This is a genomic window from Streptomyces arenae, from assembly GCF_022343545.1.
Lineage (GTDB): Bacteria > Actinomycetota > Actinomycetes > Streptomycetales > Streptomycetaceae > Streptomyces > Streptomyces humi.
Genome location: NZ_JAKQYH010000064.1, coordinates 202,526 through 214,596 on the forward strand (window position 1 = coordinate 202,526; position 12,071 = coordinate 214,596).

12 protein-coding genes are annotated in these 12,071 nt (G+C 71.1%); 9 read left to right on the plus strand and 3 right to left on the minus strand.

The window, feature by feature from the left end:
* Nucleotides 1-173: 173 nt before the first annotated feature.
* The 6 genes from MB828_RS28800 (at nucleotide 174) to MB828_RS28825 (ending at nucleotide 5,767) form a co-directional block, all read left to right on the plus strand.
* Entirely contained in the window at nucleotides 174-836 is a 663-nt protein-coding gene (locus tag MB828_RS28800; protein WP_301650746.1) for a TetR/AcrR family transcriptional regulator, read from the plus strand.
* A 323-nt stretch (nucleotides 837-1,159) separates the two neighbouring features.
* Nucleotides 1,160-2,782, plus strand: coding sequence for a sensor histidine kinase (locus tag MB828_RS28805; RefSeq protein ID WP_301650747.1), 1,623 nt, complete (start codon nucleotides 1,160-1,162; stop codon nucleotides 2,780-2,782).
* Complete coding sequence (locus MB828_RS28810) at nucleotides 2,779-3,186, plus strand: roadblock/LC7 domain-containing protein (RefSeq protein ID WP_046726726.1); 408 nt, start codon at nucleotides 2,779-2,781, stop codon at nucleotides 3,184-3,186. Before MB828_RS28805 ends, MB828_RS28810 begins: the two co-directional genes overlap by 4 nt.
* The gene (locus MB828_RS28815) at nucleotides 3,183-3,611 is read left to right on the plus strand and encodes a DUF742 domain-containing protein (protein WP_133025884.1); all 429 of its coding nucleotides are present in this window, start codon (nucleotides 3,183-3,185) and stop codon (nucleotides 3,609-3,611) included. The genes MB828_RS28810 and MB828_RS28815 overlap by 4 nt, the downstream gene beginning before the upstream one ends.
* Entirely contained in the window at nucleotides 3,592-4,212 is a 621-nt protein-coding gene (locus MB828_RS28820) for a GTP-binding protein (protein WP_301650748.1), read from the plus strand. The genes MB828_RS28815 and MB828_RS28820 overlap by 20 nt, the downstream gene beginning before the upstream one ends.
* A 22-nt stretch (nucleotides 4,213-4,234) precedes the next feature.
* Nucleotides 4,235-5,767, plus strand: a complete 1,533-nt coding sequence (locus MB828_RS28825) for a cytochrome P450 (protein ID WP_301650749.1) — start codon at nucleotides 4,235-4,237, stop codon at nucleotides 5,765-5,767.
* On the opposite strand, the gene MB828_RS28830 is transcribed toward MB828_RS28825, so the two are convergent.
* On the minus strand, nucleotides 5,764-6,708 hold the full coding sequence (locus MB828_RS28830) for an RluA family pseudouridine synthase (protein WP_301650750.1): 945 nt from the start codon (nucleotides 6,706-6,708) through the stop codon (nucleotides 5,764-5,766). The genes MB828_RS28825 and MB828_RS28830 overlap by 4 nt on opposite strands.
* 83 nt (nucleotides 6,709-6,791) lie before the next feature.
* The gene (locus MB828_RS28835) at nucleotides 6,792-8,321 is read right to left on the minus strand and encodes an amino acid permease (RefSeq protein ID WP_301650751.1); all 1,530 of its coding nucleotides are present in this window, start codon (nucleotides 8,319-8,321) and stop codon (nucleotides 6,792-6,794) included.
* Nucleotides 8,322-8,532: 211 nt separating this feature from the next.
* Here MB828_RS28835 and MB828_RS28840 point away from each other — a divergent pair, with 211 nt between their 5' ends.
* From MB828_RS28840 to MB828_RS28850, 3 genes are all read left to right on the plus strand, one after another.
* Nucleotides 8,533-9,165 carry a PadR family transcriptional regulator gene (locus MB828_RS28840; protein WP_301650752.1) on the plus strand — a complete coding sequence of 211 codons (633 nt, stop codon included), beginning with the start codon at nucleotides 8,533-8,535 and terminating at the stop codon, nucleotides 9,163-9,165.
* A 169-nt stretch (nucleotides 9,166-9,334) separates the two neighbouring features.
* Complete coding sequence (locus tag MB828_RS28845; protein ID WP_301650753.1) at nucleotides 9,335-10,345, plus strand: ABC transporter ATP-binding protein; 1,011 nt, start codon at nucleotides 9,335-9,337, stop codon at nucleotides 10,343-10,345.
* Nucleotides 10,342-11,118, plus strand: a complete 777-nt coding sequence (locus MB828_RS28850) for an ABC transporter permease (protein WP_301650754.1) — start codon at nucleotides 10,342-10,344, stop codon at nucleotides 11,116-11,118. The genes MB828_RS28845 and MB828_RS28850 overlap by 4 nt, the downstream gene beginning before the upstream one ends.
* A 61-nt stretch (nucleotides 11,119-11,179) precedes the next feature.
* Here the strand turns inward: MB828_RS28850 and MB828_RS28855 are convergent, their stop codons facing one another.
* The gene (locus MB828_RS28855; protein ID WP_301650755.1) at nucleotides 11,180-12,025 is read right to left on the minus strand and encodes a siderophore-interacting protein; all 846 of its coding nucleotides are present in this window, start codon (nucleotides 12,023-12,025) and stop codon (nucleotides 11,180-11,182) included.
* Nucleotides 12,026-12,071 lie beyond the last annotated feature (46 nt).

A 12,071-nucleotide genomic window follows, 5' to 3' on the forward strand; every position in this document is an offset into this window, starting at 1 on the left:
CGCTCGGCCTCCGGTCGCTCGGGCTCGGATTGTTTCTGTCGCCCGACAGAAATTAGGGGCGGGCCGCGTCGGCGGCGTTGCACCGGCGTTCCGGCCCGGTTACCGAGGGCTCACGGGGGGCCTGCGCGCGGGGGCGTGATCGTCGCGCGGCGGCGTGTGCGAGGATCGAACGCATGGGGACGAGCAGTGGTGGCCGGCGGGTCGGTCGCCCACGGGTCGCGCAGCGGCCGGACAGCGGTCTGGAACCGCGGGCCGAACTGCTGGCGGCGGCGGCCGAGTTGTTCACCACCCACGGTTACGCGGCCACCACCACCCGGGCCGTCGCCGAACGGGCGGGCATGCGGCAGGCGTCGATGTACCACTACGTCTCCGGCAAGGAGGAACTCCTCGCCGAGCTGCTGGAGTCCACCGTCACCCCGTCCCTGGCCTACGCGCGTGAGCTGCTCGCGGACGACGTGACGCCGGCCGCGGAGCGGCTGCGGGCCCTGTGCCGGGCCGACGTGGAGCTGCTGTGCGCGGGGCCGCACAATCTGGGCGCGCTCTACCTGCTGCCCGAGGTGCGGGCGGACCGGTTCGCCGCCTTTCGTGCCGTACGTGCCGAACTCAAGGACGCGTACCGGCAGTTGATCGCCGCCACGGTGTCCGCCGCGGCTTCCGCATCGGCATCCGGCACCGTCGGCGGGGCGTCGGCCAAGGGCGAGCTGGAGCTGCGGACCGATCTTGTCTTCGGTCTGATCGAGGGCGTCATCCTGGTCCACCGCTCCGAACCGGAGCGCCCCGCCCGCGAGTTCGCCCGCGCCACCGCCGACGCGGCGCTGCGGATCGTCGGGGCCTGAGGCCCGCCGGGGTTTCGCCCCGCAGCGCGCTTTCACCCGTCACGGTGAGTCACTTTCGTACATCCATGGTTCGCTACGCCACGTGTTCGAATGAATGCCCTGTGTGCAAAATGACAGAGGGTACTCCAGTGGTTCGGGCGCTTTCAGGTGCTTGCCGAATATGACACGGCGTTGATCCGGTCGGACTAAGCTCGCCCGCGGCGCACCGAGTTGAGGTGAATTCGTGCGCCTGTTCCCAAACATACGGAAGATCCCTACTGCTCCATGAACCTTCCCCCCGCGAAGTCCCCCGACACCCAGCCGATTCGTCTCAGAAGGCATACATGGTGAGTGTGCAATCGCCTCCCGAGGGCCGTGAACTTTCCCTGGCGCGCGTGCTGTTGCTGCCCGCCATACTGATGGCCGCGGCGACCGCCGCCGCCGTCGTCGTGGTGGCGGCATCCGCCCGGACCGCCGTCGGCGTGTGCGGTGCCGTCGGCACGCTCCTGGTGCTCGCGACGGCGGCGGAAGCGGTACGGCGCGGCCGCATGCTCCAGGACGCCCGGGCCGAGCACCACCGTCACAGCGCGTATCTGGAACGGCGGCTCACCGCCGGCCAGGAGGAGATCGATCGCCTCGGCAACGAGGTGTTCCCGACCGCGCTGTACCGGCTGAAGGCGGGCGAGTCGCCCAAAGAGGTGATCCGCCAGGTCTTCGACGGCGACCCCCGCCTGCGCAACGCCCCCGAGTCGCAGCGCCGGCTGATCCGCACCATGCTCGACATCGTCGACGAGGAGGACCTGCAACGGGACTCCTTGGAGCGCTCGTTCGTCAGCGTCGCCCGGCGCGTCCAGGCCATCGTCCACCAGCAGGCCCACGAACTCCGGGAGATGGAGGAGGACCACGGCCGCAACCCCGAGGTCTTCGACGACCTGCTGCGCATCGACCACGGCACGGCGCTGATCGGACGCCTCGCCGACTCGGTCTCCGTCCTCGGCGGCGGCCGGCCGGGCCGCCAGTGGCCCAACCCCGTCGCCCTCTACAGCGTGCTGCGTGGCGCCATGTCCCGGATCCTCGAGTACCGGCGCATCGAGCTGCACTCCATCTGCCAGGTCAACATCAAGGGCACCTCGGTCGAGCCGATCATCCACGCGGCCGCCGAACTCCTCGACAACGCCACCCGCTACTCGCCGCCCTCCACCAAGGTGCACGTCACCGCCGTCGAGGTGCAGTCCGGCGTGTGCATCGAGATCGAGGACGCCGGTGTCGTCCTCAACGAGGAGGCCCGCGGCCGCCTCGAGGGTCTGCTGGAGAAGGCCAAGCAGGGCAAGGACATCCAGGTGCTCGGCGAGAACCCGCGCCTGGGCCTGTCCGTCGTCGGCCGGCTCTGCACCACGTACAACATGGACGTCTCGCTGCGCGCCTCGGCGTACGGCGGGGTGCGGGCCGTCCTCATCGTCCCCAGCGACATGATGACCACCGACCCGGCGCCCGGCATCGCCCACGGCATCGGCGCCACCGGCATCCCGAAGCCCGAACTCGGCGCCCTCGAAGGTCCCAAGAGGCCGCCCAAGAAGCGGCGGCCCACCAGCCCCCGGATCCCCGCCGGGATCTCCATGGAGGACGACGTCCCCGAGGTCACCGAGTGGACCGCGGGCGGACTCCCGCAGCGGCGCAGCCGGATGAAGACGCCGCTCAGCCGGCGGCTCGCCGAACAGGCCGCCATCGAGCGCGCCGAACGTGAGGGCAACCCGACCGTCTGGTCGCAGCACAAGGAGCCCGAACCCGAGCAGCCGGAGCCGGAACGCCGCGAACCCGGACTGTGGGTCGAGGCCTTCTGGGAGGGGCTCAAGAAGAACAACCCGGGTGTCCACCCCACCGACTTCACCCGGAACCCCACCAAGTACCTGCACCTGATCAACGACCCGGCCGGCCCCGAGGCCGACGACGAGGGGGACCTCAAGTGATCCAGCAGCGAGGCAACTTCGACTGGATGCTCAAGCAGCTCGCCGACGGAGTACCGGGCGTCGAGATGATCGTCGTGCTCTCCGCCGACGGACTGCGCATCGCCCGGCACGGCGGTGACCCCGACGCCGCCGACCGGCTGGCCGCGGCCTGCGCGGGCGTACAGAGCCTGGCCGGTGCCGTCGCCCAGGAACTCCCGATCAGCAACGGGGACATGAACCTCGTCCTCATCGAGATCGACCGGGGCTACTTCTACCTGATGTCCGCCGGCGCCAACGCCTACCTCGCGGTGCTCGCCGACGTGACCTGTGAACCCGGCCGGATGAGCGAGATGATGCGCGACCTCGTCGTGCGCATCGGTGCCCACCTGACCAGCCCGCCCCGGCGCAACGGGCAGACCGTATGACTCCTCCGCAACGCAAACGGCGCCTGCCCAGGCCGGAACTCGTCCCGCCACCGCTCCCGTCCGTGCCGCCGGCCCCCGAGAACGGCGGAGAGGACGGCGACAACAAGAACCCCGAGCGGCTCTACGTCATCAGCGGCGCCGACGGGGCCCGGGCCGAACTCGACCTGGTCACCTTAATCGTGGCGCGTGCCGACCCCCCGCCCTCCGTCACGCCGGAGCAGGCGGTGCTGCTCAGGCTCTGTCTCGCGCCCCTGTCCGTGGCCGAGCTCTCGGCCTACCTCAACCTGCCGTTCAGCGCGATGACGGCACTGATCACCGAGTTGATCACGGCCGAACTGGTGCAGGCGCGCGCCCCGATCGTCCGCCAGGCGCTCCCCGACCGTTCCCTTCTCGAAGCGGTGATGCATGGACTTCAAAGGCTCTGAGATGATCCCCGGCCCCCGCACCGAGGACCACCTCCCGCACACCGCGCTGGCCGCGGTGAAGATCGTGATCGTGGGCGGCTTCGGAGTCGGCAAGACCACCATGGTCGGTGCCGTCAGCGAGATCAGACCGCTGACCACCGAGGAGACCATGACCCAGGCCGGCATCGGGGTCGACGACAACTACGGCTCCGACTCCAAGACCGCCACCACCGTGGCCATGGACTTCGGCCGGATCAGCATCACCGACCAACTGGTGCTCTACCTCTTCGGCACCCCCGGCCAGGAACGCTTCTGGTTCCTGTGGAACGGCCTGTTCGAAGGAGCCCTCGGCGCGGTCGTCCTCATCGACACCCGGCGCCTGGAGGTCAGCTTCGACGTCATGGGCCGCCTGGAGGAGCGCGGCGTGCCGTTCGTCGTCGCCGTCAACTCCTTCCCGGACGCGCCCCGTTACCCCATCGATGAACTGCGCACCGCACTGGACCTGTCGCCCGAGATCCCCATCATCGAGTGCGACGCCCGCCGCCGCGCCTCCAGCCGGGACGTCCTGATGACGCTGATGCGCTTCCTGCACTCGCTCGCCATGTCCGGCGCGCTCACCTGACACCTCTCCCGGAGCGATCACTGTGACGCCAGAATCCCCCCGACCCGCCGGACCCAGCACGGAGTCGGCCCCACCGCCCGGCTGCCCGGCCCACGACCGCGGCTCCGCCCACGGCGGCGCCCCCGCCGCCGACCGCGGCCCCGGTGGACTGCATCGGCTCTTCGGCGCCGACGCGGACCACCTGGGCGAACTCTACGAGAAGCTGCGCGAGGAACACGGCGCCGTGGCGCCCGTGCTGCTTCACGACGACGTACCGGTCTGGGTGGTCCTCGGACTCACCGAGAACCTCCAGATGGTCCGCACCCCCGCCGTCTTCACCCGGGACAGCCGCATCTGGACCCCGCTGCGCGAAGGCATGGTCAAGCCCGACCACCCCCTGATGCCGCACATCGCCTGGCAGCCCATCTGCTCGCACGCCGAGGGCGACGAACACCTGCGCCTGCGTGCGGCGGTCCAGGGCGCCATGACCACCATCGACCACCGCAGCATCCGCCGCCTGATCGGCCGCTACACCCAGCTGCTCGTCAACGAGTTCTGTGAGAAGGGCCGCGCCGAACTGGTCTCGCAGTACTCCGAGCACCTGCCGATGGCGGTCATGTGCGAACTGCTCGGCATGCCCGAGGAGTACAACGACCGGATCGTGGAGGCCACCCGGGACGCGCTCAAGGGCACCGAGACCGCGATCGCCAGCAACGAGTACGTCATGAGCTGCCTGACCCGGCTCACCGCCCGCCGCCGGGCCCGCCTCGAGGACGACTTCACCAGTCACCTCGTCAACCACCCCGCCCGGCTCAACGACGACGAGGTCGCCCAGCACCTGCGGGTCGTTCTCTACGCCGCCTACGAGACCACCGCCAACCTCCTCGCCAACGCGCTGCGGATGGTCCTCACCGAGCCCGGCTTCCGCGCCCAGCTCAACGGCGGCCAGATGACGGTCCCGGAGGCGATCGAGCAGTCCCTGTGGGACGAACCCCCGTTCAGCACGGTCTTCGCCTACTTCGCCAAACAGGACACGGAACTCGGCGGCCAGCGCATCCGCAAGGGCGACGGCCTGCTCTACGCACCCGCGCCGGGCAACGTCGACCCGCGCGTCCGCCCCGACCTCAATGCCAACATGCAGGGCAACCGCTCCCATCTCGCCTTCGGCGGCGGCCCGCACGAATGCCCCGGCCAGGACATCGGCCGTGCCATCGCCGACGTCGGCGTCGACCAGCTGCTGACCCGCCTCTCCGACATCCAGCTCGACTGCGAGGAGGAGGAACTGCGCTGGCGCGCGTCGATCGCCTCCCGCCACCTGGTGGAACTCCCGGTGCGCTTCGACCCGAAGCCCAAGCAGGACGTCACCCTGATGCCGAGCCCCGCCCTGGTCCCGCCGCAGCGCACCGACTGGCAGGCCGCTCCCACCCGGCCGGCGCCCGTACCGCCCGCGCCGGAGCCGTCGGCGCCGGCCCACCCGGCACCCGTCGCCCCGCCCGCGCCCGCGCCCGCGCCCGAACCCGAGACCGCACCGCGCGGCATCTGGCCGCGGCTGCGCCGCTGGTGGCTGGGGCGCTAGCCGGCCCAGTCCTGGTACGACTCCCAGGCACGCAGCGTCCGCCCGCTGCGCAACCGATGCTCCACCCCCGTGACCGGGTCGGTGAACTCCAGCCGTCGCGCCAGCAGTTGCAGCGGTCGCCGGAAGTCACCGGCCGGCACGGGGCCGGTCACGACCGGATACAGCGGATCGCCCAGAATGGGCACGCCCAACGCGCTCATGTGGACGCGCAACTGGTGCGTCTGCCCGGTGCGCGGGGTGAGCCGGTACCGCCCCAGGTCACCTCTGCGCTCGACGAGTTCGACGAGCGTCTCTGCGTTGGGTTCCCCGTCGACCTCCCGGGCCGCGGGCACCCCGCGCTCCTTCAGGACGCGACTGCGCACGGTCCGGGAAACGGCGAGCGAGGGATCGTACGGTGCGATCGCCTCGTACTCCTTCCGCACCCGCCGCTCGCCGAACAGCGTCTGATAGGCCCCGCGCTCCTCGGGCCGGACAGTGAACAGCACGAGCCCGGCCGTGAGCCGGTCCAGCCGATGCGCCGCCCCGAGCGCCGGAATCCCCAGCTCCCGCCGCAGCCGGGCGAGCGCGGTCTCGGTGACGTGACTGCCACGCGGGGTGGTCGCGAGGAAGTGCGGCTTGTCGACGACGACGAGGTGGTCGTCCCGGTACACGACGCCGAGCGGGAAGGGGACGGGGACTTCGGCCGGCATCTCGCGGTGGAACCAGAGGTAGAGGCCGGGGACGTAGGGGGCGTGGGCGCCGACGGGGTGCCCGTCGGCGCCCACGACGAGCCCCGAGTCCAGCATCTCCGCGACGGCGCCGGGGGCGGCCCCGGAGAGCCGGGCCACCAGGTACTCCCCGACCGTGGCCCACTCCCCGGAGAACGGCAACCGCACCCGAACAGGGTCCACCCCCTGGCGCTGGGGGAGGGGAGAGGGCGGTACGGCGGTCTTACGTCTCATTTGCAGCCAAGGGTACGGGGACGCGCCCCGTCAGGGGCGCGGGGAACTGCGCGACCAGCCCCCACCCACCCGCACCTGACCCACTACGCCACAGCCTCCGGCACAGCGACCGCACTCCGCGACGCCGCCCGGGTGAGCCTCCAAACGCCGCCCACGACCACCGTCCCGACCATGAACAACACGGTGAACCACCGGAAGTACCAGTGACCTCCCGCCGGGTCGTACACGGCCCCCCGGGGCCACGCCAGATTCACGGTCATCACCAGTCCGTACAGCAGCGCGACCACGTTCACCGGCACCCCCCACCGCCCCAGCGAGAACAGCGGTGCCCCGGTCTCGTCCGCCCCCTCGGCGCGGAACTCCCCACGCAGCCGCCGCACCAGCAGCGGCCCGGTGACCATCGCGTACGCGAGGTACAGCATCACGATGCACGTCGTCCCGATCGCCAGGAAGGCGTCGGGGGAGACGAAGTTCAGCAGCAGGAGCACGGCGGCCAGCACCCCCACCACGACGGCCGGCGCGCCCGGCATCCCGGTACGGGGGTTCACCCGCGCCAGCCGTTCGGCGAACGGCAGCTGCCCGTCCCGCGCCATGGAGAACAGCATCCGGGAGGCCGCGGTCTGGATGGCGAGCGTCGCCACCGCGATCGCCACCACCACGTCGGCCAGCAGCACCCGCCCGACCCCGTCCCCGAGGCTGCTGGTCAGCACGTAGCTCAGCCCGTCCACCCCCAGGTGCCCGTCGGTGAGGCTGGGCGCGGCCAGCAGGCCACCGAGGATGACCAGTCCGCCGAGCAGTCCCGCGGCGGTCAGCGCGGTGAGGATGGTGCGGGGCGCCGTCCGGCGCGGCTGGTGCGTCTCCTCGCTCATCTCGCCCGCGCTGTCGAAGCCGATCATCACGTACGCGGCCGTGAACGAGCCGACCAGCAGCGCGCCCAGCAGGCCTCCCTCGGCGGCCGTCCCGGTGTGGAACGTGATGCCGGGGGAGCGCTTGGAGTGGGTGAGCAGCAGTACCACGATCAGCACCGCGCCGATGATCTCGGCGGTCACCCCGACCCGGTTGATCACGGACATCACCCGGTTGTCCATGATGTTCACCAGGGTGGTGAGCACCAGCAGGGCGACGCCCAGGACCGCCGCGTTGGCCGCGCCGTCGGCCGAGGTCGGCGTGGGGTCGGTGCCGATCAGCTGGAAGCCGGACCAGAGCGCCGGCAGCACCATCTGGAGGGCGAGCGCGGCCGCCGCGACCACCACGATCTGCCCGATCACCATGATCCAGCCCGCGAACCAGCCGAAGGACGGGTTGGAGAGGCGTGAGGACCACTGGTAGATCGCGCCCGAGATCGGGTAGCGCCCGGCCAGTTCGGCGAAGCAGGCGGCGACCAGCAACTGGCCGGCCAGCACGGCCGGCCAGGCCCAGAAGAAGACCGGGCCGCCGAACGCGTACCCGAAGGCGAAGAACTGGAAGACGGTCGTCAGTACGGAGATGAAGGAGAACCCGGCGGCGAACGAGGCGTACCGGCCGAGGCTGCGATGCAGCTCCTGGCGGTAGCCGAACTCCTCCAGGGAGTGGTCGGCGGTCTCCTTCAGCGAGCGGTCGTCGGTGGTCGTCACGGCGCTACCTGCCTGTCAGGGCGTATTTCCTGTCGGGCGACAGAAATTAGGGAAGCGCTGTTTCGCCCGCGTCACACCGGCATGTCCGGGGCGGGCCCAAGTCCTCACGCCCTTGCGCGGGCCGTCAAAACGCGATACATCGTGTGTATTGACGGGGGTCGCGAACTCGCGATATGTTCGGCAACGGATATTCGGAAGCGAGGGGGGCGGTATGGCGGTGCAGCGGCGCAAGCTCGGCAATCCTCTGGCGCTCGTCGTCCTCTCGACCCTCTGGCAGAAGCCGATGCATCCGTACGAGATCGCCCAGACCATGCGCCGTCAGGGCAAGGACACCAGCACCCGGACCAACTACGGCTCGCTCTACACGGTCATGCGGAACCTGGAGAAGCACGGCTTCGTCGAGGTGGCCGACGTCGAGCGGCAGGGCAACCGCCCGGAGCGCACGGTCTACGGCATCACGGACGCCGGGCGCGAGGAGATGGTCCACTGGCTGTCCGACCTGATGGCCGTCCCGGCCAAGGAGTACCCGATCTTCGAGACGGCGCTCTCGCTGATGGGCGCGCTGCCGCCGGACGAGGTCGAGCGCCTGCTGGCGGACCGGCTGAGCTCCCTGGAGGTGGAGGTCGCCGGCGGCCGGGCGGTGCTGGAGAAGCTGCACGAGACGCTGCCCCGGCTGTTCGTCGTCGAGGTCGAGTACCACCTGCACATGCTGGAGGCGCAGACCGAATGGGTCCGCGGTTTCGTGCGGGAGATACAGGACGGTTCGCTGCCGGGCGTCGAGGGCTGGCGCCGGTTCCACGAGACCGGCGAGTTCCCGCCGGAGTTCACGGAGGCGGACCGGTAACGGAAACAGACCCCGGCAGAGCTGTTCCAGCAGCCCCGCCAGGGTCTTCGAACCCCGAGCTGAACCCGCCGTGAGGCAGATCCGGGCGATCGAGGTGCGGCACACCCAGGATAGCCCGGTGCTCCTCATGCGGATCAGCTGTCATCCGCTCACTCAGGAGAGCCCTGTCATGAACACCCGTGCGCCCGCAGTGCAGGCGCGCCAACTGATCAAGACCTACCCCGGTGACGTCACCGCGCTGAACGGCATGGACATCACCGTCGAACCCGGCACCGTCTTCGGGCTCCTCGGGCCCAACGGAGCCGGCAAGTCCACCACCGTCAAGATCCTCACCACCCTGGCCCGCCCCGACTCGGGATCCGCCGCGGTGGCAGGCCACGACGTACTGCGCCACCCCGACCGGGTGCGCCGCGCGATCGGGGTGGTCGCCCAGAACTCCGGCGCCGACCCGGTCGCCACCGGCCGGGAGAACCTCCGGCTCCAGGGCAGGCTGTACGGCCTGCGCGGTACCGCCCTCGGCCACCGGGTCGACGACCTGCTGGCCCGCTTCAGCCTCACCGAGGCCGCCGACCGCCCGGTCAAGGGCTACTCCGGAGGCATGCGGCGCCGCCTCGACGTGGCCCTCGGCCTGGTCCACCGCCCCGAGGTGCTCTTCCTCGACGAGCCCACCACCGGTCTCGACCCGGAGGCCCGCACCGCGATGTGGGACGAGATCGGCCGGCTGGCCGGCGAGGAGGGTCTGACGATCCTGCTCACCACCCACTATCTGGAGGAGGCCGACCGGCTCGCCGAGCGGATCGCGATCGTCGACCGCGGCCGGGTCGTGGTCGAGGGCACCCCCGACTCCCTCAAGGGCGAACTGCGCGGCGACGCGGTGCACGTGGAGCTGCGCGAGGCACCAGGGGAGGCCGGCCGCACCCTGCTCGCGGGCGCTCTGACCGGGCTGCCGGGCGTGCACGAGGCGTTGTTCGACGGCCGCCGGATCAGCGCCCGCGCCGACGACGGGGCCGCCGCCGTGCCCGCGCTGCTCGCCGCCCTGGAGCGGTCCGGGGTGACCGTGGTGGCCGCGACCGTCGCCCGCCCCTCCCTCGACGACGTCTACCTGCGCTACGCGGGCCGCCGGTACGCGGAGGCCGACGGCAGCGCCGAGTCGCTCGCCCTGGCCGGAGGTGCCCGATGAGCCACGCCCTGTCCCAGACCTGGTACATGACCCAGCGCCAGCTGCTGGTGTTCGCGCGTCAGCCCGCCTACGCGGTCATCACCCTGATCCAGCCGGTGATCTGGCTGTTCCTGTTCGGCAACCTCTTCAGGAAGGTCGTCGAGCTGGGCGGCTTCGGCACCACCTCCTACCTCGACTACCTGGTGCCGGGGGTGGTGGTGATGAGCGCCCTCAGCTCCAACATGTGGGCCGGGATGGGGACGCTGGAGGAGATCCAGCGCGGCACCCTGAACCGCTTCCTGACCACCCCGGTCAGCCGGGCCGCGCTGATGAACGGCAACGTGGTGAACAACGGGCTGATCACGGCCGGCCAGTCCCTGATCATCGTGCTGCTCGGGCTGCTGGGCGGCGCCGACTACCCGGGCGGGGCCGCGGGTGTCGCGGTCCTGGTGGTCGCCGCCGTACTGCTCGGCACGGTCTTCGGGGCGCTGTCCAACGCGCTCGGCATGCTGGTGCGGGAGCGGGAGTCGATCATCGGGATCAACACCTTCCTGCTGCTCCCGCTGACGTTCCTGTCCAGCGCCTTCATGGCGCCGTCCCAGATGCCCGGCTGGATGCGGCACATCGCCGACTTCAACCCGCTCAACTGGGCGATGGTGGCGGGCCGTTCGGCGATGTCGGCGGACCCGGACTGGGGCGTGGTGCTCGGCCGGGGCGGGGCGCTGCTGGCCCTTGCGGTCGTGGCGGTGTGGCTGTCGATCAGGACGTTCAGGTCGTACCAGCGGTCGGTGTGACCCGACCCGGTCGACCCGCGTGGCGGCGGCACCTGCTCGCGCCGGGGTGCCGCCGGCCGCCTCAGGCCGCGGCCGCGCCGCCCTCCTGCTCCGCCTCGATACGGGCGTTCCAGTCGCGCTTGGAGGCCTGCCAGCCGTCCTCGTTGTGGCCCAGGCGCCAGTAGCCGGAGATCGACAGGTCGTCGCGCGGGATCTGGCGCTCGACCCGCAGCAGGGCCCGCAGTTCCTTCACGAAGCTCGCCTCGCCGTGGACGAAGGCGTGCACCCGGCCCGCCGGGAACTCCAGCGCCCGTACCGCGGCGACCAAGGCCTCGCCGACCGGCCGGCCGCCCCGGTGCAGCCAGACGACCTCCACATCGGAGTCGATCTTCTGCTCCTCCTCGGGGCCGGACACCTCGATGAAGGCGAAGGCCGTCGCGCCGACGGGCAGCGACTCCAGGGAGCGGGCGATCGCGGGCAGCGCGCTCTCGTCGCCGGCCAGCAGGTGCCAGTCGGCGTCCGCGGCGGGGGAGTAGGCGCCGCCGGGGCCCATGAAGTGCACGGTCTCACCGGGCTGGACGCGGCAGGCCCACGGCCCGGCCAGGCCCTCGTCGCCGTGCACCACGAAGTCCAGGGCCAGTTCCCGCAGCTCGGGGTTCCAGGACCGCACGGTGTAGGTGCGGGTCACCGGCCACTGCTCGCGCGGGAACTCGGCGCGGATCCGCTCCAGGTCGAAGGGGGCCGGGTAGCTGACGCCCTCCGGTCCGAAGAGGAGTTTCACGTAGTGGTCGGTGCAGGTGTCCGCGGCGAAGTCGGCCAGCCCGTCGCCACCGAGGACCACACGCTGCATGTGCGGGGTCAGCCGCTCGGTGCGCACGACCTGGGCGGAATGGGGCTTGCGCGGCTTACGTCCCGGGCGCTCTGCCATGACCGGCCTCCTGCTCCATTGGTTAGGTTTACCTAAGTTAGCACCT

Coding starts and splice junctions, on each gene's coding strand:
- MB828_RS28805 (WP_301650747.1), top strand. CDS start 1,160: ATGGTGAGTGTGCAATCGCCTCCCGAGGGCCGTGAACTTTCCCTGGCG.
- MB828_RS28840 (WP_301650752.1), top strand. CDS start 8,533: ATGGCGGTGCAGCGGCGCAAGCTCGGCAATCCTCTGGCGCTCGTCGTC.
- MB828_RS28855 (WP_301650755.1), bottom strand. CDS start 12,025: ATGGCAGAGCGCCCGGGACGTAAGCCGCGCAAGCCCCATTCCGCCCAG.
- MB828_RS28845 (WP_301650753.1), top strand. CDS start 9,335: ATGAACACCCGTGCGCCCGCAGTGCAGGCGCGCCAACTGATCAAGACC.
- MB828_RS28800 (WP_301650746.1), top strand. CDS start 174: ATGGGGACGAGCAGTGGTGGCCGGCGGGTCGGTCGCCCACGGGTCGCG.
- MB828_RS28820 (WP_301650748.1), top strand. CDS start 3,592: ATGGACTTCAAAGGCTCTGAGATGATCCCCGGCCCCCGCACCGAGGAC.
- MB828_RS28850 (WP_301650754.1), top strand. CDS start 10,342: ATGAGCCACGCCCTGTCCCAGACCTGGTACATGACCCAGCGCCAGCTG.
- MB828_RS28815 (WP_133025884.1), top strand. CDS start 3,183: ATGACTCCTCCGCAACGCAAACGGCGCCTGCCCAGGCCGGAACTCGTC.
- MB828_RS28830 (WP_301650750.1), bottom strand. CDS start 6,708: ATGAGACGTAAGACCGCCGTACCGCCCTCTCCCCTCCCCCAGCGCCAG.